General features: G+C 43.6%; 20 protein-coding genes. 10 read left to right on the top strand and 10 right to left on the bottom strand.

The features are described 5' to 3' along the window. Nucleotides 1-54: 54 nt before the first annotated feature. From truB to ACP7BU_RS05445, 3 genes are all read left to right on the top strand, one after another. Nucleotides 55-960: a tRNA pseudouridine(55) synthase TruB gene (truB, locus tag ACP7BU_RS05455; protein ID WP_219307445.1), complete on the top strand. Its 906-nt coding sequence runs from the start codon at nt 55-57 to the stop codon at nt 958-960. Between the two features lie 12 nt (nt 961-972). Then, on the top strand, nt 973-1,755 hold the full coding sequence (locus ACP7BU_RS05450; RefSeq protein ID WP_005108546.1) for a sulfite exporter TauE/SafE family protein: 783 nt from the start codon (nt 973-975) through the stop codon (nt 1,753-1,755). Nucleotides 1,756-1,872: 117 nt separating this feature from the next. Then, a complete protein-coding gene (locus tag ACP7BU_RS05445; RefSeq protein ID WP_425879430.1) occupies nt 1,873-2,340 on the top strand; it encodes a hemerythrin domain-containing protein in 468 nt (155 codons plus the stop codon). 410 nt (nt 2,341-2,750) lie between these two features. On the opposite strand, the gene ACP7BU_RS05440 is transcribed toward ACP7BU_RS05445, so the two are convergent. Next, on the bottom strand, nt 2,751-3,629 hold the full coding sequence (locus ACP7BU_RS05440; protein WP_425879432.1) for an EamA family transporter: 879 nt from the start codon (nt 3,627-3,629) through the stop codon (nt 2,751-2,753). A gap of 364 nt (nt 3,630-3,993) precedes the next feature. On the opposite strand from ACP7BU_RS05440, the gene ACP7BU_RS05435 reads away from it, so the two are divergent. Beyond that, on the top strand, nt 3,994-5,127 hold the full coding sequence (locus ACP7BU_RS05435) for a hypothetical protein (protein ID WP_425879434.1): 1,134 nt from the start codon (nt 3,994-3,996) through the stop codon (nt 5,125-5,127). A gap of 53 nt (nt 5,128-5,180) precedes the next feature. Here ACP7BU_RS05435 and ACP7BU_RS05430 read toward each other — a convergent pair whose 3' ends face one another. Together ACP7BU_RS05430 and serA are read right to left on the bottom strand one after the other, a co-directional pair. Continuing rightward, a complete protein-coding gene (locus ACP7BU_RS05430; RefSeq protein ID WP_425879436.1) occupies nt 5,181-6,047 on the bottom strand; it encodes an EamA family transporter in 867 nt (288 codons plus the stop codon). Between the two features lie 124 nt (nt 6,048-6,171). Then, nucleotides 6,172-7,404 (bottom strand): phosphoglycerate dehydrogenase, encoded by a 1,233-nt coding sequence (gene serA / locus ACP7BU_RS05425; RefSeq protein WP_005108551.1) that lies wholly within the window; start codon nt 7,402-7,404, stop codon nt 6,172-6,174. Between the two features lie 354 nt (nt 7,405-7,758). On the opposite strand from serA, the gene ACP7BU_RS05420 reads away from it, so the two are divergent. The 3 genes from ACP7BU_RS05420 (at nt 7,759) to ACP7BU_RS05410 (ending at nt 11,109) form a co-directional block, all read left to right on the top strand. Next, on the top strand, nt 7,759-9,168 hold the full coding sequence (locus ACP7BU_RS05420) for an FAD-binding oxidoreductase (protein ID WP_425879438.1): 1,410 nt from the start codon (nt 7,759-7,761) through the stop codon (nt 9,166-9,168). Between the two features lie 141 nt (nt 9,169-9,309). Further along, on the top strand, nt 9,310-9,687 hold the full coding sequence (locus ACP7BU_RS05415) for a hypothetical protein (protein ID WP_004281576.1): 378 nt from the start codon (nt 9,310-9,312) through the stop codon (nt 9,685-9,687). A 192-nt stretch (nt 9,688-9,879) separates the two neighbouring features. Then, a complete protein-coding gene (locus ACP7BU_RS05410; RefSeq protein ID WP_004281575.1) occupies nt 9,880-11,109 on the top strand; it encodes an MFS transporter in 1,230 nt (409 codons plus the stop codon). 179 nt (nt 11,110-11,288) lie between these two features. Here the strand turns inward: ACP7BU_RS05410 and ACP7BU_RS05405 are convergent, their stop codons facing one another. The 5 genes from ACP7BU_RS05405 to ACP7BU_RS05385 form a co-directional block, all read right to left on the bottom strand. Next, nucleotides 11,289-11,585: a DUF3817 domain-containing protein gene (locus ACP7BU_RS05405; protein ID WP_004645001.1), complete on the bottom strand. Its 297-nt coding sequence runs from the start codon at nt 11,583-11,585 to the stop codon at nt 11,289-11,291. 120 nt (nt 11,586-11,705) lie between these two features. Then, nucleotides 11,706-13,889, bottom strand: a complete 2,184-nt coding sequence (gene yccS, locus ACP7BU_RS05400) for a YccS family putative transporter (RefSeq protein WP_425879441.1) — start codon at nt 13,887-13,889, stop codon at nt 11,706-11,708. Between the two features lie 129 nt (nt 13,890-14,018). Next, nucleotides 14,019-14,561: a superoxide dismutase family protein gene (sodC, locus tag ACP7BU_RS05395; protein ID WP_004732359.1), complete on the bottom strand. Its 543-nt coding sequence runs from the start codon at nt 14,559-14,561 to the stop codon at nt 14,019-14,021. A gap of 122 nt (nt 14,562-14,683) precedes the next feature. Then, entirely contained in the window at nt 14,684-15,814 is a 1,131-nt protein-coding gene (locus ACP7BU_RS05390; protein ID WP_224216247.1) for an AI-2E family transporter, read from the bottom strand. 128 nt (nt 15,815-15,942) lie between these two features. Further along, nucleotides 15,943-16,587 (bottom strand): ParA family protein, encoded by a 645-nt coding sequence (locus ACP7BU_RS05385; RefSeq protein ID WP_004281566.1) that lies wholly within the window; start codon nt 16,585-16,587, stop codon nt 15,943-15,945. A 124-nt stretch (nt 16,588-16,711) separates the two neighbouring features. Here ACP7BU_RS05385 and ACP7BU_RS05380 point away from each other — a divergent pair, with 124 nt between their 5' ends. Both ACP7BU_RS05380 and ACP7BU_RS05375 read left to right on the top strand, forming a co-directional pair. Beyond that, on the top strand, nt 16,712-17,179 hold the full coding sequence (locus tag ACP7BU_RS05380) for a Holliday junction resolvase-like protein (RefSeq protein ID WP_425879444.1): 468 nt from the start codon (nt 16,712-16,714) through the stop codon (nt 17,177-17,179). Nucleotides 17,180-17,206: 27 nt separating this feature from the next. Continuing rightward, a complete protein-coding gene (locus ACP7BU_RS05375; protein WP_004732353.1) occupies nt 17,207-17,785 on the top strand; it encodes a hypothetical protein in 579 nt (192 codons plus the stop codon). A gap of 18 nt (nt 17,786-17,803) precedes the next feature. On the opposite strand, the gene ACP7BU_RS05370 is transcribed toward ACP7BU_RS05375, so the two are convergent. Further along, complete coding sequence (locus ACP7BU_RS05370) at nt 17,804-18,433, bottom strand: class I SAM-dependent methyltransferase (protein WP_004732352.1); 630 nt, start codon at nt 18,431-18,433, stop codon at nt 17,804-17,806. A 191-nt stretch (nt 18,434-18,624) separates the two neighbouring features. Here ACP7BU_RS05370 and ACP7BU_RS05365 point away from each other — a divergent pair, with 191 nt between their 5' ends. Beyond that, nucleotides 18,625-19,188, top strand: a complete 564-nt coding sequence (locus ACP7BU_RS05365) for a hypothetical protein (RefSeq protein ID WP_005101258.1) — start codon at nt 18,625-18,627, stop codon at nt 19,186-19,188. A gap of 74 nt (nt 19,189-19,262) precedes the next feature. On the opposite strand, the gene ACP7BU_RS05360 is transcribed toward ACP7BU_RS05365, so the two are convergent. Next, on the bottom strand, nt 19,263-19,595 hold the full coding sequence (locus tag ACP7BU_RS05360; RefSeq protein WP_005101257.1) for a HopJ type III effector protein: 333 nt from the start codon (nt 19,593-19,595) through the stop codon (nt 19,263-19,265). Nucleotides 19,596-19,758: the final 163 nt, after the last annotated feature.

Raw genomic sequence — 19,758 nt, 5'->3', positions numbered from 1 at the left:
CATCTCGCAGGGTTTTACCATGGCGCCAATTTATAAAATGTCTGATTTTTTGCCATGAAAGCATCATCTCCTAAAATTCAGCGCCGTCATCTCAGTGGTGTCTTCCTGCTCAACAAGCCTTTGGGTATCAGCTCTAATGCCGCATTACAAAGAGTCCGCTGGTTGTACCGTGCACAAAAAGCCGGCCATACCGGTGCGCTGGATCCGCTGGCATCCGGTTTATTGCCCGTGTGTTTGGGGGAGGCGACCAAGTTTTCGCATTATTTATTAGATTCGGTCAAGCGTTATCAGACGACCGTATTTTTGGGGCATAGCACCACCACGGGTGATGTGGAAGGCGAGGTGCTCTTGGAAAAAGTGGTTCCTGAATTATCCGAGTCTTTGATTCAGGAAACACTGGCGCAATTTGTGGGTGATATCCAGCAAGTGCCGCCAATGTATTCTGCCTTGAAAAAAGAAGGCCGTCCTTTATACGAACTGGCGCGCAAAGGTATCGAGATTGAACGTGAAGCACGTCCGATTACCATTTTAGCGATTGAGCTTTTATCCTTTACGGAGAACAGTATCACGCTGGATATTACCTGTTCTAAAGGGACTTATATCCGGGTATTGGGTGAAGATATTGCCAAAGCACTGGGAACTTATGGCCATCTGACTTATCTGCACCGCATCAAAACCGGTCATTTTGATTTGATCCCGAGTTATACCATTGAATATCTGGAAAGCCTGAGCGAAGCAGAGCGTGATGCACTGTTGTTGCCGGCCTATGCACCGGTTGATCATTTTCCAAAAGTGCAGGTACCCGAAGGTCGCGCAGAATATTTTAGCCGCGGCATGGAAAGCAATATCGAACATGAAGCAGCTGAACAGGTGCTGGTTTTTGATGGCGAGAAATGTCTGGGGCTGGCAGAAATTACCGACAAAAAACGTCTGGTACCCAAACGCGTCCTGAACCTCTAATCGAGTCAAGATATGGAAATAGAGATCATCATCAGTCTGGTTGTCTTTGCATTTTTTGCAGGGGCGATTGATGCTGCCGTGGGTGGTGGTGGTCTGATCCAGATCCCGGCAATTATGGGGAGTTTACCGCATTTACAGCCTGCTACGGTCTTTGGCACCAATAAACTCGCTTCCATTTGTGGCACCGCTTCTGCGGCATTTTCCTATCTACGTCAGGTAAAACTGCCCTGGTTGCTCTTGGGCGTGATTGCACTATGCAGTTTTGTCAGTTCTTTTATTGGTGCAGCCAGCGTTACGCTAATTCCAGTCGAGATCCTTAAGCCTTTTGTACTGGTCATGTTGATCGTGATCGCAATCTATACCTTGATGAAAAAACAGTTTGGCCAGGTGCATACCGAACAAAAACTGAATCGGAAAATGTTGATTCTGGCCGCTTTGGGCAGTCTGGCGATAGGCTTTTATGATGGTATCTTTGGTCCGGGCACCGGTAGTTTCTTTATTTTCTTTTTTATTCGCTATTTGAGCGTCGACTTCCTGCATGCATCGGCCTTATCGAAAATTGCTAATTTCACCACCAACCTGGCCGCCTTAAGCTTTTTTATTCCCAGTGGCAATGTGCTGTTTATGGTCGGGGCAATGATGGCGATAGTCAATATTTGTGGTTCCTTGGTCGGGGTGCGTTTGGCATTTAAATATGGCAGTGGCTTTATCCGGGTTTTATTTTTGATTCTGGTCAGTCTGCTGATTTGCCGGATGGCATACCAGATGTTTTTTTTAGATCTAAATCCGATGTAAATCATTCTCGATATTAAAATTTCTTAACAAATCACTGTATAAACTGCGTCTAAACCTGTTCTGAAAATCTTCTAGAATCAATGATATGAAAAATAAAACAATCGGAGAAATATCGGAATGACGACTATTTTTGAAGCATTAAGAGAGAGTCATGAGATTCAGCGTGATCTTGCAGAAAAACTATTACAGACTTCCGGGGATACACCAGAACGCCGTGAGCTGTTCAAGCAACTGAAAAATGAATTATTTGCGCATGAAGCTGCGGAAGACCGTTATTTTTATATTCCCTTGATGATGACCGATTCGGGCCTGAATATTACCCGCCATGCCTTGGCCGAACATCATGAAATGGATGAAATGGTCGAGGAATTAACTGCAACTGAATTGAGTAATCCAGGCTGGATTGCCATGGCCAAAAAACTTTCCGAAAAGGTGCATCATCACTTAAAAGAAGAGGAACATGGTTTCTTCCAGCAGGCCGGTAAAATTCTGGATGAAAAGCAGAAGACCGCTTTAGCAGTGCAGTACAAGAATGAATATCAGCGTTATAAAGACATGAAAAAAGATATGCTGGTACAAAGCTAAACATCGAAAAGATGACATTTGATTAGTTACTTTTCCATAATTTATAACTCAAATTAGATGTTTGAGTTAATCGCTATGCATGTTGAGCTTCAGAAGCTTGTACAGCCTCATTTTCTTAAAAATTTAAATGCTTTTGTGTAGGCAATCTCCCTACTTTGGAAAGACCCAAAGTAGGCAAAAGTCTTTTGTTACCCATACACAACGTCCTGTCGTGATGGGTAACATGTGGCATCCTTGCCACACTCGCGTATCAAAAATCTCTTCCTTTCAGTTATGGCACATGGTTATGTTTCTATCTGGAGTGATCAGATTTTTTATCCATTCATTTCTTCTTTAGATTTATCTCAAAGGAAGAAAGTGAAAGAATTAATGCAAATATTTAGTCAGTTGTTTAGATTCCAATAAGGCTTTTAAGCATTCTTTTCTACCGATCCTTGACGGGCGGCACGTACAGTCACACCGACAGATGCCAGCATGATACAGATCAGTGCCACGGTCTGAAGAAGCGTAATTTTTTCGCCCAATAGTACAAAACCGGTCAGTGCAGCCAAAGCCGGAGACAGGCTGGATAGAGTGCCATAGCTGGTTTTATTCAAATGCTGAAGTGCCTTTAAATCCAGAGCATAAGGAATGGCTGTTGCCAGTACAGCAATAGTAATTGCCTTGCCCCAATGCTGGGTGTCTATCAAGGCAGGAGCATTGTTATACAGTCCGATCGGTAACAGGCATAAGGCTGAAATACTGATCGCAATAGTCAGTGCATGCATGCCGATATTCTGCTGAACCACGCGTTGCCCGAAGAAAATATACAGTGCCCAACATAACCCCGCACCTAAAGCACAGGCGGCGCCCACCAGGTCGAAATTACTACTATTGGCCTGTCCCCATGGCACCATCAGTGCGATGCCTAAAATGGCCATTAATACCCAAATATAGTCACTACGATGTTTGATCGAAAGCAGGGCCAGACCTAAAGGACCAATAAACTCCAGACCGACTGCAATTCCCTGCGGTAATCTTCCCAGAGACAGATAGAATAAAATATTCATGACCCCTAAAGCAGCGCTATAGCAGAGCAAATCCCGCCATTTCAAAAAAGGCAAACGGGAAATAATTTTCCAGGAACGAAACATTACCCCAACAATCATTGCTGCAAAGCACAGCCTTAAAATGGTCACAGTGACCGGATCCAGCACACTAAACAGCTGTTTGGCAAAAGATGCACTGATCTGGTAGGAGGTCATGGATAAGACCATGAACAATACGGCAAGGAGTTGGGCGTTTGGCATGGAAGCAGCTTCTACCCAGAGCGGGTGAAAATGAGAAATAGGGGGAAATGAAATTATAGCAAACTGGTTAATTTTTAATGAGTAGGGCAAGGAAATATTTTCCCGAGGTGAACTTAAATTTTGATTCAATCAAGTTAAGTTTTGGCCCGATCAAATATCTAAAGATTTTAAATTTAAAGTTAATCTTCTATGTAATTGCGGTTACAAATTAATCAATTTTTAAATTGATCTTGTTTTTATATTTATTAAAATATCTTAGACCTCGTGATTCGGGTTAGTTTTAAAATAACAATGAAAACATCTTAGATCCCGTGTTTCGGGACAGAATTAAAATAACAATATCAAATAATTAAGGTAGATAATAATGAAATTAAGAGTACTCTCTTGCGCCATTTTTAGCTGCATGCTGGCAGCATGTGGTGGTGGTTCCGACAGTTCTGATAATAATGAACCAGTCACTAGTCAACCTGCACCGACCAATCCTGGAACCCCGGGTGATGGAGCATCAGATACCATTTCTGAATTCTATAACTATCAATTCAACTTACCGAATATTGATGGATCAGAGATGGAATCGCAAAAACTTCTATTAGCTAGTCATAAAAATAAAATTACTGACGGCATATTATATGCGGATGATAACAGCGCTGTTGATACCGAATACGATCTTGAAGAAGATATGGTCTTCTCAACTTATGTCACAACAAAAGGGGTGTTCCCTGCAGATCGCACCCGTACAGCATTAGGTTATAAGCTGGAAAAAATATTAGAAAATACGACGACTCAATTTAAAAGTCGTCCTGTGACGATACCTGAGAACAATATCAGCAATCATCGACACATAGCGTGGTATGACCTGTCTGGTAAAGCATTAACTGAACGTACCAATATTGCTGTGGTGAAAATGTATGATGATCCCGCGACCAGAGTGTTCTTTAACAGTGATAATACGACAGCTGAGCGTAAATACTATAATGAGTTTGCAACCAATTTTGTCGATTTGCAGAAGGCCCGCAAATTCCCAAATGGCTCTAAATGTTTCCGTCTTCTGGCTGAACATCCTGAAGAAGAATATATTGAATTTGATCCGGAAGTAAAAACTGGCTTTAGCACACTTGCTGAATGGCAGGCACAGCAGTCTGTCCAAGAAATGGCAAAAACGATTCTAGATGACACGATGGCTAACTTGAAATATAAAAAGGCAGAATATAAAGATGCTGCTATGCAATATTACAAATATTTCGGTGCGATCGAATATCAAGGCGGAATTTATTCAGTTGATTTCTCGGAACATGGGGAACATATTGATCACGACGACTATATTGCTCAATCAAGACAGGCTGCCTTGGATGACTTGAATAAACAAGAAGGTGTAACTTCTTTAATGATCAAATGGACAGAATATATGTATGATCAGCTTGCCTCTGGATGTGATGGCTATAATGCGACAGCAGCGACTGTATTAAATACTGCGATTAAAGACGCAACACCACGTTAAAATTTGAAAATAAGTGATCTTAAATAAAGGCGCTCTAGCGCCTTTATTTTTATTCAAGATTTTTGTCTTTGGGTCGTCACCGTACAGCCTACCGAAGCACTGATAATCGTGGCCAATGCCAGCCACTGTGTCCACAACAAGGTTTCACCCAGAAAAAATAGGCCTGAGAGTGCGGCAATGGCGGGTTCCAAACTCATCAAGGTACCGAAACTCAGTGCGCTTAAATTACGCAGTGCGATCATTTCTAGAGTGAAAGGCAGTGCACTAGCCAGTACTGCCAAAGCCACAAAATACAACAAACTCATCGGTTCAAAAGTATGTGCCGGCATGCCTGCAAAGAGTGCGATCGGCATCAGTACCAGCATGCCGACAAACATGCCTAAGCAGACAGTATGATTGCCAGAAACGCCTGAAGGTCTTTGGCCGGCAACGATATATAAGGCCCAGCAGGCACCTGCACCCAAGGCGAATGCCATCCCAATCGGGTCAAGCGGCTGGGCAGCCTGATCAAAAGGGAACAGTAGAATTAGCCCTAGAATCGCCAGTCCGACCCAGACAAAGTCGAATTTCTGACGTGCATAAAACAGGGCAACACTTAAGGGGCCAATAAATTCAAAAGAGACGGCAATCCCCAGCGGCAGGCGATTAATCGACAGGTAAAACAGTAGATTCATGCCAGCCAGGGCAAGGCCATAACTGATAATGGCCGGCCACTTGATCTGTCTGAAATGGATTTTCCAAATTTTAAAAATCAGTGCCAAAATCATAGCGCCTAACAGCAGACGCATTGCGGAAACAGTCAGAATGGGAAATTGACCGAACAGATATTTGGCAAAGGAGCCACTGCTTTGCATACTGATCATGGCGATCAACAGAATCAGCGGCGCTTGCACCATCGGTGCGATTTTAAAATTCAGCATGACTAAATAGGTTTCGATTGCTCGAATAGCGGAAGAGCAGCATAAGCTGAAAAAGGTTTAAAAATACAAACCTTAAAAATAAAAAACCACAGCCCGAGAGCTGTGGTTTTTTTATAATATTGAATTAGAACAATACGCGTGCGCGGATTGTACCTTCAACATTCGAAAGCATATCAAGTGCTTCATGAGATGCAGCAGCATCGACATCCATCACCAGGTAACCGACATCGCCTTTAGTCATCAGTGACTGGCCAGAGATGTTGATGCCTTGTTCAGCAAACAGGTTGTTGATTTTAGACAACACGCCCGGAATATTTTGGTGGATGTGCAGTAAACGGTGTTTGCCTTCAGTCAACGGCAATGCGATTTCTGGGAAGTTCACTGCAGAAAGCGTCATACCCTTGTCAGAATAAGCCACGAATTTCTCAGCTACTTCCAGACCGATGTTCGCTTGCGCTTCCATCGTAGAACCGCCTACGTGTGGAGTCAGAATTACGTTTGGCAGGTTACGCAGTGGAGAAACAAATTCTTCACCGTTTGCTTTAGGCTCTTTCGGGAATACATCTACCGCAGCACCAGCAATGTGACCAGATTTGATCGCATCTGCCAGGTCTTCGATCACGACACAGGTACCACGTGCCGCGTTGATGAAGATTGAACCTTCTTTCATTTGCGCGAACTGATCTTTGGTCATGAAGTTACGTGTAGACGGAACATCAGGAACGTGTAGAGAAACCACATCGGCATTTGCCAAAAGTTCGCCCAAGCTACCGACTTGACGTGCATTACCTAAAGGCAATTTAGTCACTGTATCGAAATAGATCACTTTCATACCCATGCTTTCAGCAAGTACAGAAAGTTGTGAACCAATTGAACCGTAACCTACGATACCTAAAGTTTTACCACGTGTTTCGAACGAACCAACTGCAGATTTGTTCCAGCCGCCTGTGTGTGTATCTGCTGATTTTTCAGGTACACGGCGAAGGAGAAGAATTGCTTCAGCAAGTACAAGTTCAGCGACTGAACGCGTATTTGAGTAAGGTGCGTTAAAGACTGGAATACCGCGACGCATTGCAGCGTCCAGGTTCACCTGGTTGGTACCAATACAGAAACAACCGACAGCAATCAGTTTGTTCGCAGCTTCAAAGACTTCTTCAGTCAATTGAGTACGGGAACGAATACCGATGAAGTGAGCATCTTTAATCGCTTCTTTCAACGCTTCACCCTCAAGCGCAGTCTTACGATAATCGATGTTGGTATATCCAGCAGCATTTAGAGTGTCGATGGCATTCTGGTGAACGCCTTCTAACAACAAGAAACGGATTTTATCTTTAGGTAGAGATAGATGTTGGCTCATTACGGCTCCGCTACAAAGGCCAAATTTAGTCGCGGTATAATAGCACAGGAAAAGCGCACTTATACATTTCCTTAATGACGCTCACATCAGCTATTCTGGCAAGATATATTGATAATAATGATCATGGTGTTTGATTTAAATCTGCATTTTCAAAGGTATATTATCAAAATTGTCATTTTTCGCGGGAAACACCAAAAAATAGCTTATAATATTGCGCCATGCTTTTAAAGCAGCGTGATCCGGTGCTTTAATAACCATGTTTCGCCTGATTTGTATCCATGTTTTTATGCATAAAAAATGTGCAAATGAACCAGCGAAGTCTCTCTTGTTTAAATCATGCTAGGTCTGCAAACGATGAATGCTCCAGTCGCTTTAACCCCTGAGTTATTGACCCAATTGACTGCAATTGTGGGTGAAAACCGTATTAAAACCGATACGGACAGCCTCCAGAATTGGGGTCGCGATCATACGAAGCACTTTGATCCAAACCCGTCAGTCGTCGTTTTTCCGTCGTCAACTGAGCAAGTTCAAGACATCGTAAAATTGGCAAACCAATTTAATGTTGCAGTGACTCCATCGGGTGGTCGTACCGGTCTTTCTGCAGGTGCAGTCGCAGCCAATGGCGAGATCGTGGTCAGCATGGACAAGATGAACCAGATTCTGGAGTTTTTCCCGGCAGATCGTATGGTGCGCGTACAGGCAGGTGTGGTGACTGAACAGTTACAGAACTATGCTGAAGAGCAGGGCATGTATTACCCAGTTGACTTTGCTTCGGCAGGTTCATCGCAAATTGGCGGTAACATCGGCACCAATGCTGGCGGCATCAAAGTGATTAAATACGGCATGACCCGTAACTGGGTACTTGGCCTGACCGTTGTGACGGGTAAGGGCGATGTATTGCGTCTGAACAAGGGCATGATCAAGAATGCTACTGGTTATGCAATTCAGCATTTATTTATTGGTGGTGAAGGCACGCTGGGTCTGGTGACTGAAGCGGAAATCAAGCTTGAACGTCAACCGCAAGACCTGCAAGTAATGGTACTGGGTGTGCCTGACTTTGATGCGATCATGCCGTTATTGCATGCTTTCCAGGCGAAAATTGATTTAACCGCATTTGAGTTTTTTGGTGAACTCGCAATGCAAAAAGTCTTGGCCCATGGTCATGTGCAGCGTCCATTTGAAACTGAATGCCCATTCTATGTATTGCTTGAGTTTGAAGCGCCGTTTGAGCCGATTATGGACAAGGCGATGGAAATCTTCGAGCATTGCATGGAACAAGGTTGGGTACTGGACGGCGTAATGAGCCAAAGCCTGGATCAGGTAGAAAGCTTATGGCGTTTGCGTGAAGACATTTCTGAATCTATCGCGCCGTTTATTCCATATAAAAATGACATCTCAGTTCTAATTACGCATGTTCCAGCGTTCATTAAAGAAATTGATGCAATTGTATCGACGAATTACCCAGACTTTGAAATCTGCTGGTTTGGTCATATTGGTGACGGTAATTTGCACTTAAACATCTTAAAACCTGCGGATTTGTCTAAAGATGAATTCTTTGCCAAATGTCAGGTCGTGAACAAGTATGTTTTTGATACTGTGAAAAAATATGACGGTTCAATTTCTGCGGAACATGGTGTGGGCATGACCAAGAAGCCATATCTTGAATATTCGCGTTCGGCGGAAGAAATTGAATATATGAAAGCCCTGAAAAAAGTGTTTGATCCAAAGGGCATCATGAACCCGGGTAAACTCTTCGATCTTTAATCGGTCGGAATTGAAAAAAGCGCATCGAAAGGTGCGTTTTTTTATTGCTGTGTAAAGGCAGTTACAGAGTCTAAATGGTTTTGTACTAAGAAGTTCGGCATGATGGGTTGGAATAAGAATGACGATAAAGGGTTAAATAATATGTTCCGGATATTGGCAGTCGCAACTCTCGCTTTTGGTATATTGGGTTCAGGCTGTGCAACTGCTCAACAGGTCATTGCAAAGGTACAGTCATCTTCGGATACGCCTTTGGAACAGGTTTTACAATTAAGACCGGACTTGCGTAAGGAACTGGCAACAGTTGAGTTGCGCCAGTTCTTTGACAAGGTAGAGTCGCCCACGATTGGACAGGTCAAAGTCACTGAAACTGGGTTAATGGATGATTCGGTACGTTCAGTACAGACCATTTATTATTTTAAACGGGAAGATAACAGCTGGATGCTGGAAAATACCGAGAAGTTGTATCGTTGTGCACGAGGTTCAAATACCAAGACTTTCCAGAAAGCAGTCTGTCCATAATAGTGTTTGATCTTTAGACAGATTTTGGTTAAAAGCGTATCTAGAGGATGCGCTTTTTTATTTGGAAGATTATCTCTACGATCAGTTATATTTATTCAGAGCGTTTGAATATCTCATCTGCTAAAATTATTTCTTTCTATTTTAGACAAAGTTCAGTCTGTTAAAACGGGCAGACTGACAATAAAAACTCCCATGCAAAATATCCACACCCAAAAACTGACCCGTGCCACACTTATGTTCCCGCTGGCACTGGTCCTGTTTGAATTCTCAGTCTATATATGTAATGACCTGATTCAACCGGCCATGCTGGCGATTACCCGTGATTTTGGTGTGAGTAGTTCGTGGGCGCCATCCTCCATGTCCTTTTTCCTGTTGGGTGGGGCATTTGTCGCAGCGATTCTGGGACCTTTGTCCGATCGTCTTGGACGTAAAATGGTACTGCTGGGTGGTGTGGCGTTTTTCACGATTAGCTGTCTGGCTATTTTATTAACACCCAATATCGAAAGTTTCTTATTCCTGCGCTTTTTACAGGGCTTTGGCCTGTCCTTTATTACCGCCGTTGGTTATGCCGCCATTCAGGAAAGCTTTGAAGAACGTGATGCCATCAAAGTCATGGCACTGATGGCCAATGTGTCTTTGCTGGCACCTTTGCTAGGACCAGTGCTGGGTGCCTTTATGATTGATCATATCTCTTGGCATTGGGGCTTTATCGGTATCGCATTTCTGTCATTTCTGAGCTGGTTCGGCCTGAAAGCCAAAATGCCAAACCTGAAAGTCAGTATTCCCAGACAGCCGGTCAGCTATATTCTGGATGACTTTAAACAGGTTTTAAAAAATAAACGCTTTGTGATCATGACTGTAGCCTTGCCTTTGGTGAGTCTGCCCTTGATGTTATGGATTGCCCTGTCACCCGTGATTCTGGTCGAGCAATTTGGATTCAGTAGCGTGCAATATGGTCTGGCGCAGTTTCCGGTCTTGGGCGGCCTGATTGCAGGTAATCTGATTCTGCTAAAAATTATCGATAAAATACCGCTGGGCAAAACCGTATTATTGGGTCTGCCACTGATGTTGCTGGGTACCGGTTTATTGATGATGGGCTTATTGATTCCAGAATATTTTATTCATTGTCTGATTATCGGCACCACTTGTATCAGTCTGGGTGAGGGTGTGAGTTTTTCGGTGCTGTATCGTTTTGCATTAATGTCTTCTGAAGTGTCCAAAGGCACGGTGGCTGCGACGGTTTCTATTATCCTGATGCTCAGCTTTTTTGTGGTGATTGAAGCAGTAAGGATGGCGTATGAAGCCTACGATATCTGGGCCTACTGTGCTGCCTCTTTGATTCTGATTGCACTCTGGTTTACTTTGCCGCGCATGCAGCTCAAACAGTTAATGCTGGAAAGACAGGAGCGTGGGGAGTTTTGATTCCTTATCGAGGGAACTTATAAATTATTGAAATCATATGTTCAGTATTGAATTTCCCTCTCCTTTTAGGAGAGGGCTAGGGTGAGGTTAAGTATTTAATAAGTTCCCTCTCTCTAACTCTCTCCCAAAGGGAGAGAAAATTTTCTTTTGACTGATCTAATTATATTAGGATTCTACAATTAAGCTTCAGCGGGCTGTTCCAGCTTCTTCAATTTCATATCAAACAGGAATGGACCGAAAGGCAGAATCGAAGCGATTAAACCCATCACAAACATGCTGAGAGACCATTTCTGTTTTTCACATACTGCGAATAACACCACCAGAAACAGCACAAACAGTACCCCATGACCCATGCCGACATATTTCACCAGAATCGGATTATCCATCATATATTTCACTGGCATCGCGATAAATAACAGCAGCAGGAATGAAATCCCTTCAAGCAAACCGACCAGACGCAAAGTTTTGATGTTCATAATACATATTGATTTAACCGAATTAGTTCTGAGTGTACCGAATATCACCTGAATATTGAATCTTAATAATAAAGATATATTCAATATTTTTAATAAGTTATAACCAAGTAAGGCAGTTGGTTATTTAATCTCGGCATCTAATAATTCATGACGTAATTTTAGTAATTCCGGTAAGGTTTCCAACAATAAACTGATCTGTTTCAACACCAAAAGCAGATGTGCTGACTGGTTTTCCTGGGTACTTAAGCGTTGAATTTCTGCCAGTTTATGATCGATGTCGTAGGTATCTAAAGGCTGTTGTTGCAGCAATACCCCAGTTAAGGTTTGCTGGCACCAGTGCATTAAATCCAGAATTTGTGTATCAGTAACCTGCTCACGGTGACTCCCCAATGCTGCAATATAACTGAGCTGGCTATGACTATAGACCAGATAGCGAAAGGCACTTTTGACCAGTTGCGGATCTGGATTCGGTTCGGTACTCAGACTTGAAATCATGCTGGATAAATCAATCTGTGCATTGTGGGCCAGACGCCGTGCAGTCCGGTAAGCAATACTGTTATCTTTACCGTTTCGATATTGCTCGACCACTGCAGAAAAATAGTTCAGTGTTGCATGTGATGATTTTTTGATATTGCTGGAAATATTACGAAAATTCCAGTCAGGCCAGATCCAGCTTACTGCCATCCAGGCAATCAGACAGCCTATGAGGGTATCAATGATACGCGGTAAGATAATGGCGTAACCGGCACCTTTCAGGTTGAAGATCAGGAGTACCATCAAGGTCGCCATGAGGGTTGCCATGGCATATTTTTTGGAACGCAGATAGAAAAAACCGACACCAAAAATCACTGTCAGCAGCAATTGTCCTTCGACACTTGGCACAAAATACAGAATGGGGACACCCAGCATGACCCCTAATAATGTTCCCAGGGTCCGCAATTTGAGCCGGCTTTTGGTGGCAAAATAACTGATCTGACAGACAAACAGGCTGGTCAGTAAAATCCAGTAGCCATTTTTCGCAAAGGGTAATAATGAAATGGCATAGCCGACTAGAAATACAATGGCAATCCGCACCGCATGCCGAAAGAGTGCCGATTGTGGACTTAAGTGCGGTTTGAGTTTCAGCCAGAGATCTGTGCTATCGCGAATATCATCATCAAACAGACTCAGGTCATCAAAATGCTGCTGATAGCGTGGCTTATACAGCGCCTGTTGATCATGCAGGTGTTGTAACTGCTCATATACACTCAGCAGATTGGCCAAAATAAGCTGTAAATTTTTAACTTCAATATTTTGTGGGTGTTGAGCAATCCAGTCCTGCATCGACTCCTGTAAATGTTTTAATGCCAGTTCATCATCTGTAGACAGGTAAAATTTCTCATTGCGCAGTACACATTCTGCCAAATGCTGACAGGCAAGGGCTTGCAGACGGATATTTTTCTGAATCCGGAAAATCAGGTCAGTGCGGCTAAAATGCTGTTCGATCTGTTCATAATGCAGATAATTCGCGGTGGCCTGTTCATGAATATCCTGCATCAAAAAATACAGATTCAGCCAGTAAATGGTATTACGATTGGCACGCGAAGCTTTGAGTCGGGTCAATAGCGAATCTTTGCTGCGGTTAAAACTCTGAATGACTAAAGTATTTTTAAGTGACAACTCATAGAGCAGGTTTTCAACATTCGGATGCTGGTCCGGATCAAACAGTTTGGCTTTACTTAGCAGTAAATCCGACATGTGCTGCAAGCTTTGTGCGAGATTTTCCTGAACCTGCAAAGTAGGACGCAGCAGAAAAAACAGAATAGACGTCAGGCCGTACCATAGCGCCCCAATGACAAAATAAAGTGGCTGTTCATACCAGTGCTGATATTCGCCCAGGCCGAACATGGTATAGATTGACAGTAAAATGGTGCCAAATGAAATTGTGGCATAACGTTGGCCTAAGGCACCCATTAGAATAAATAGCGCACTCGACAGTGATAGCCACAGTGCAAACCAGAATTTATGCGGAGCAAGAAATTCCAGAATGCTGCTGACACTAAAAAACAGAATGAGGACGAGTAACAGGTTGCGCAAACGCAGGCTTAGCCGGTCATCAAAATCAGTCAGTGCCGTGGCAATTGCCCCTAACGTTACTGGAACGATCAAGAAGTCATAACCCAGAAATTTCAGACCGAAAGTGGTACCTAAAAACACCAGCAGGATCTGCAGGCAATAAGTCATCAGCGCACTGGACTGAAAGGGCAGCAGGACAGGTTTTATAATTTTAACAAAAGTAGCAGTCGCAGGTCGGGCAGCATTCACAAGGACAGGATCCGGAAAGTAAAAACGCAAAGTTCTGAATGCAATTTAGACGCCAAAATAAAAGAAAAATCCATGAAAAAAACGAGCATAGTGCCCGTTTTTTCTATTTAGTCATTGGCATGAAGGTGTTTAGATCACCCCACAGGCAATACGTTCACCGCCGCCGCCCAAGGGTAATGGGTTGTCGGAATAGTTATCGCCACCGGCATGAACCATAATCGCACGACCCTGAACATCAGCCAATTTCAGACGTGGCGCAAGCAGGGTCACACGTGCAGTTCCGTCAGTATTGACTTTCAATGCGGGTAAATCACCTAAGTGACCGGTCACTGGCGTACCGTGATGCGGTGCCTGATTTGGATTGTAATGGCTACCTGCAGCCAGTGCTGCGCCCATCTTGCCGTCTTTCATGGCAGGCGCGCATGAACCATTTTCATGAATATGGAAACCGCGTTCACCCGCAGGAAGTTGTTTCAGGTTGGTACGAATAACCAGACCGGCTGGGCTGTCACTGAGTAATACGGTCCCAATCTCTTGGCCCACACCTTGAGCAGTTACAGCATTCACAGTCACTGCTCTGACCACTTCATTTGATGGGGAGGTTGATGCACAACCGGTAAAAAGTGCGGCGCTTAACGCGCAAAGTGTCGTAATTTTAAACAATGAAGACATGATTTTGGCATCCTGATCTTTATTCTGTTTTGTGGATTCATTTAAACAGAGCAAGATCAGAAGCTCTATATAGAATCAGTACTTAAATGTTTTGTTTTGTTTAAGTCGATTCTATCTATGCTTTAAGGTGCCTTGGGCGGTGTGTCTTGTGTTTCCGGATCAATCTCATGTGCCATAGTGGCTTTAGGCATCATTAAAGGTTCATTCAGATTACTTTCATGTAACCATTCACGCCAGATTGCAAGCAATACAGCCAGAATCACCGGGCCAATAAACACCCCGACCAGACCAAAACTGGCAATACCACCCAAGACTCCAAACATGATCAGCAGGAAAGGAATCTGGGTTGCGCCAGAAATCACCAATGGGCGAATGACGTTATCGGCAGTACTGACAATACAGACGCCCCAGACCATGACCCCAATGGCTTCAATGGTTTGTCCTTGTGAAAACAGCCATAGCGCCACCGCACTATAGGCGAGAGGTGGGCCAAAGGGAATCAGGGCAAAAATAAAGGTCACAATGGTTAAAACCATCGGATTCGGCACACCTGCAACAAAATAGCTCAGACCAGCCAATAAGGATTGTGCAATTGCGGTCAAACCGACGCCATATACTACGGCACGTGTAGTCGCAGAAATGGTGGAAAAATAATGATGTACACGTGGACCGACCACCATTTCAAAGGCTTTACGCACCTGATTTAAAATGGTCTGACCATCACGGTAGAAGAAAAACAGCGAAAGTATCGCAAAACATAATTTAAAGATGTTTTTACTAACTTCATTCAACACCACTTTGCCGTAATTCAGATGGCCTTGAATCCAGGTCGATACCGACAGTGCAATACTCTGCGGATCAGTGTTAATTTCATTTAAGGTTCGGGTAATTTCCTTGCCGACAATCGGAAGCCCGCGAATAAAATCAGGGACATTCAGGTGACCGGAAAAGACCTGTCGCTGCAATTCAAAATACAGGTTACGACCTTCGTGCTGCAGCATGAAAATGGCGAAAATAAACGGCAGACCAAAGACCAGAATCACGGCCAAGATCATTACGGTTGCACTTAATGTCGGTCGATTGCCGCATAGGCGTAACACCGATTGATACAAGGGCCAAGTCATATAGGCAATAATGGCTGCCCAAACTACAGGAATGATGAAATACTTGAGTATATGAAAACTCAAAAAAATCAGGATAAAGAACAATCCAAATAATAAGACTTTTTGTAATGTAGGCGCGTACTGTTGCACTGAATTTAATGACTCATTTTTTAGGTCGTGTTCAGGCATATTAACTGAAAAAAAAGCGATCGAAAATGATAGCTAGCCAAGTAGCGAGATTATTTTCCCAAAGCTATACCACGATTCAGAGGATTGACTCAAAACCACTGACTCGGATCATCAATAATGGCATTCAGTACCGGTTGCCATTGAGCCTGCAGTTCCCGGTAGATTTTCTGAGGTTTATCAAAGACTGAAAGGCCTTCCATAGCCAGTCGGCTATAAGGGGCACGTTCCGAAATCCAGGCCACTGGCTGCTGGTCGATCTTGTCAAAAAACTGCTGTATGTCCTGATTGCTGGCTGCATTTGCTTTGGTGCGATTGGCCAAAAGTAAAATTTCAACCTTGCCCTTACGGATGCGTTTGATGTCCTGCAAATGTTTGAGAAAACGGCGGGTCGAATCGATATCAAAAAATGAAGGCTGGATTGGGATAATAATCGCATGTGCTTCACTGATCAGCTGTTCGGCATGATCATCGGTCAAAGCACCTGGTGCATCAATAATCAGATATTCGATCTGCTTCGGTGCATCACCAATGGACTTACTGTTGCGCCAGTCCAGACTCTGGATCTGTGCTGCCTGTGCCGGACGATGCTTGAGCCATTGCAATGTTGATTTCTGGTTGTCGGCATCGGCCAATGCTACCTTATAACCTTTTTGTGCGAGTGCTGACGCTAAACTAATGGCTGTCATGGTTTTACCACAACCGCCTTTCTGATTCGCAACTAAAATTGTTTTCATGACTCAAGGTGATTTTATTCTGTTCCGGCCTAGCATATCATTCTTTTCAAGTATGCAAATGGCCGAAGTCCTCAACTTCAGTCGAATGCGATACTATAAAAATCAGGCAAATTAGGAAGATTGAATGTCCATATGGATGGCCATGCTGATTGGCGCATGTATCGGGGTGGTATTAACCACTATTATTTTAAGTCAGACGCGTAATGGACGGATCAAAGCCGAATATGAGCAGTATATTGCCGAGCTGGAACTGGAGCATCAGCAGTCCCTCATTGCCGCGCAAAAACGCAGCGTGAATACCAGCCGTGCAGTCCTCAAAGGAAAAATGGCGGAACAGCTCGCGCCGATCATGCCGGAATTTCAATATCTGCCGAGTGATGCCAAGTTTCTGGGCGATCCGGTGGATTATATAGTCTTTGATGGCTATACCGATTTTCGTGATGGCGAAGGCGACGCTGAAGATATTGAAGTGGTCTTGATTGACATTAAAAGTGGCGGAGCACGTCTGACCAAAGGCCAGCAAGCCATTGCCCGTGCGGTTCAGGAAGGGCGGGTACGTTTTGAAACCATTCGGATTGATTTTCAGGATTGACCAAAATCCAGTGAAGAATAAAAAATTATGCAAAAATTACTGATCACTGCGCTGCTGTTTATGCTTGGACTTTGGGTCTGGAATGAGTTTTTTCGTGCCATTCCGCATCTGCAAGAAAAAGGCGTACTTAAAAACTTTAAAGTAGAACCCGTTAAGCGCATTTCCGCGACTTATATTGTGCATGATCACCGTTTCGTAAAACCTGATCGTCGGGTGCTGCATCAGGCCAGCCCTGTGGTGGGGCATTTTAATGATCTGGCCTATCTGAGTAATATTGATGTGCTGTTGCTGACTCAACCGCTGCCCGCTATACAGGCAAAACTGGAGTTTGATGAAGCAAAACGCTGCTATCAGCTCGAAGGACAAACCAATAAAGCGGAGCGTGACTTCGTCAATACGCATGTACAGTATTTTAGTCTGATTGCTGCCACTGAAAAAATTGCCGATCAGATTCGCCGGCTAAAATCGGGGCAGAAAATCACGCTCACTGGTGATCTGGTGACAGTTCATTCAGGCACGACTGGACAAGAATTCCGGGTCGGGACGGGCTCTGAATATCGTGCTCATTGTCAGTTGCTGCAAGTAACCCACCTTCAGCCACACTAAATATAAGATGGTCGTAAATTAGCTTCCTAGTTTACGAACACGTGCTAACAACATACGTTGGCCAATCTTGGGTATACCTTCCGCATCTACATAATTTAAAGTTTCTATTTCAAAACCGGTTTCCAGCAAGGCGGTCTCAATATCCCGATTCAGATGACAGCCATCTGCGACTTTCTTTTGAATGGGAGTGAGTAAATGTTGTAGACGCTGAATATTTAAATTTTGTCGATTCAGAACATGTTCGACCACATGTAAAGTCCCACCCGGTTGTAGCACACGATAAATTTCCTGCAGGCTCTGTTCCAGCTCTGCAATACTACAAAGCGTCCAGGTAGATACAATATTTTCCAGACTATTTTCGGCAAAAGGTAAAGCTTCTGCACTGGCCTGAATATGTTCGACCTGAAAAGCGGCCTGTTGAATTCGTGATTCTGCCAGTTTGAAGATCGTCGGGTTTGGTTCTAGTGCATAGACCTTATCAACCGATTGATAAAAAGGCAGATTCAGGCCGGTACCAAAACCAATTTCCAGTACTTCACCGGAAATATCCAAAAGTAGTTCACGACGCAAGTCCATCAAGGATGGCGTTTGCATCACTTGATTCAGCAGATGCGGAAAGATATGTTGTTGATAAAGTTTATACAGCATTTGAGTTATTTTAATTTGATGGAAATACGTTCTAGCTTAACTGAAAAATAAAATGACAGGCATATATCGAGCTGACTAAATACGTGCAGTTTGTTACCAAGTTCAACTGTTTATTCATTAAAAAATCCGTAAGATCAAGGAAGATATCCTTAAAACGTTTGATCAACTTGATTAGGATTAGATTAAAAATTATGCTCAAATACTTTAAACATTATGCTTTGCTGGCCAGCCTGTTGCTGCCTATTTCGGGCTATAGCTCGGTCGACCACAATATTGCCAAAGGTTTGCCTCCTGTCGTTAAAGGCCAGTCAATTTCGGTCTTGCAGCCCTTTAAAGGTGATTTCCGTATTCTGGGTTCCAAGGTTTATAGTTCTGACCCGCAAGCCAAATTCTCTCCGATTGATTATGCTGTCAGTTGGGGGCTGTTTGCCGAACCTGAAATTGCTCGACATATCACGGTCAATCAATATGACCGCTATTTGAACTGGAAAATGGATCGGGTGCCAGTGCCGGTAGAACAAGCCAAGCAGATGGTGTCCAATATGCATATCATTCCCGCTAACCCTGAAATTGCTAAGGCAATTAAAAAGGTAAAGCGTGGCGATCTGGTGCGTATGCAAGGGGAACTGGTTGAAGTGCGTGACAAAGATCTGGTCTGGAAATCGTCTTTAACTCCGACCGATACGGGTGATGGTGCTTGTGAGGTCTTCCGCGTCAGTTCCATTAAATGGATCGAAAAAGTCGGTAAAAGCTAAAACATACTTCATGCACGCTTCTGAGTTGCAGATAAAAAACCGCTCCTTTGAGCGGTTTTTTATCTGCCTAGTACTTACTTCGCAGTTAAAGCCTGACCTTCAAAGGCAATTCCATCCCAGCCATTGAGCATAAACTGGCGGATATTCTGATGATCAGTCGCCTCTGGCGTCGCCAGTACAGAAGCATAATGCTCAGCAAACAGGCTTAAGGTCTGTGCCTGATCCAGACCATTTAATTGTGCAAAAGAAAAGACTTTGGCGCTGCCCTGGTTTTCTGTGGCCGCATTATTCTGCTGGCCATTTTTAAATGCAGTCGGTGTATGCGTATAACGCGATTCGATATAAGTAATCACATCTGCAAATTTTGCTTCGCCTGCTGCCAACTGGGCCAATAAATCCTGTGCCATGCTGTTTTTCCTGTGCCATTCATGAAAATTGGATGCAATAAATATAGCAATTTTCTTGCGAAGTTCCATGGTATTTCATTGATTTTCGGTTCAAGATAACAGTGAAAATTATCCATGATGAATATGAAACTTTGGATAAAATAAACTTGATCAATAAATAGAA

Source organism: Acinetobacter sp. 40AMC3-4 (assembly GCF_049898185.1).
In the GTDB taxonomy this organism is placed as follows: Bacteria; Pseudomonadota; Gammaproteobacteria; order Pseudomonadales; family Moraxellaceae; genus Acinetobacter.
The sequence above is the reverse complement of the archived record's forward strand: the minus strand, read 5'-3'. Positions and strand labels throughout refer to the sequence as shown.

What these genes read in the sequence shown, in the direction of transcription:
- ACP7BU_RS05360 (WP_005101257.1), bottom strand. Translation starts at nt 19,595, where the DNA reads ATGGCACAGGATTTATTGGCCCAGTTGGCAGCAGGCGAAGCAAAATTT.
- ACP7BU_RS05380 (WP_425879444.1), top strand. Translation starts at nt 16,712, where the DNA reads ATGTCCATATGGATGGCCATGCTGATTGGCGCATGTATCGGGGTGGTA.
- ACP7BU_RS05435 (WP_425879434.1), top strand. Translation starts at nt 3,994, where the DNA reads ATGAAATTAAGAGTACTCTCTTGCGCCATTTTTAGCTGCATGCTGGCA.
- ACP7BU_RS05445 (WP_425879430.1), top strand. Translation starts at nt 1,873, where the DNA reads ATGACGACTATTTTTGAAGCATTAAGAGAGAGTCATGAGATTCAGCGT.
- ACP7BU_RS05375 (WP_004732353.1), top strand. Translation starts at nt 17,207, where the DNA reads ATGCAAAAATTACTGATCACTGCGCTGCTGTTTATGCTTGGACTTTGG.
- ACP7BU_RS05420 (WP_425879438.1), top strand. Translation starts at nt 7,759, where the DNA reads ATGAATGCTCCAGTCGCTTTAACCCCTGAGTTATTGACCCAATTGACT.
- serA (WP_005108551.1), bottom strand. Translation starts at nt 7,404, where the DNA reads ATGAGCCAACATCTATCTCTACCTAAAGATAAAATCCGTTTCTTGTTG.
- ACP7BU_RS05370 (WP_004732352.1), bottom strand. Translation starts at nt 18,433, where the DNA reads ATGCTGTATAAACTTTATCAACAACATATCTTTCCGCATCTGCTGAAT.
- ACP7BU_RS05415 (WP_004281576.1), top strand. Translation starts at nt 9,310, where the DNA reads ATGTTCCGGATATTGGCAGTCGCAACTCTCGCTTTTGGTATATTGGGT.
- sodC (WP_004732359.1), bottom strand. Translation starts at nt 14,561, where the DNA reads ATGTCTTCATTGTTTAAAATTACGACACTTTGCGCGTTAAGCGCCGCA.
- ACP7BU_RS05450 (WP_005108546.1), top strand. Translation starts at nt 973, where the DNA reads ATGGAAATAGAGATCATCATCAGTCTGGTTGTCTTTGCATTTTTTGCA.
- ACP7BU_RS05410 (WP_004281575.1), top strand. Translation starts at nt 9,880, where the DNA reads ATGCAAAATATCCACACCCAAAAACTGACCCGTGCCACACTTATGTTC.
- ACP7BU_RS05365 (WP_005101258.1), top strand. Translation starts at nt 18,625, where the DNA reads ATGCTCAAATACTTTAAACATTATGCTTTGCTGGCCAGCCTGTTGCTG.
- ACP7BU_RS05405 (WP_004645001.1), bottom strand. Translation starts at nt 11,585, where the DNA reads ATGAACATCAAAACTTTGCGTCTGGTCGGTTTGCTTGAAGGGATTTCA.
- ACP7BU_RS05440 (WP_425879432.1), bottom strand. Translation starts at nt 3,629, where the DNA reads ATGCCAAACGCCCAACTCCTTGCCGTATTGTTCATGGTCTTATCCATG.
- truB (WP_219307445.1), top strand. Translation starts at nt 55, where the DNA reads ATGAAAGCATCATCTCCTAAAATTCAGCGCCGTCATCTCAGTGGTGTC.
- ACP7BU_RS05385 (WP_004281566.1), bottom strand. Translation starts at nt 16,587, where the DNA reads ATGAAAACAATTTTAGTTGCGAATCAGAAAGGCGGTTGTGGTAAAACC.
- ACP7BU_RS05430 (WP_425879436.1), bottom strand. Translation starts at nt 6,047, where the DNA reads ATGCTGAATTTTAAAATCGCACCGATGGTGCAAGCGCCGCTGATTCTG.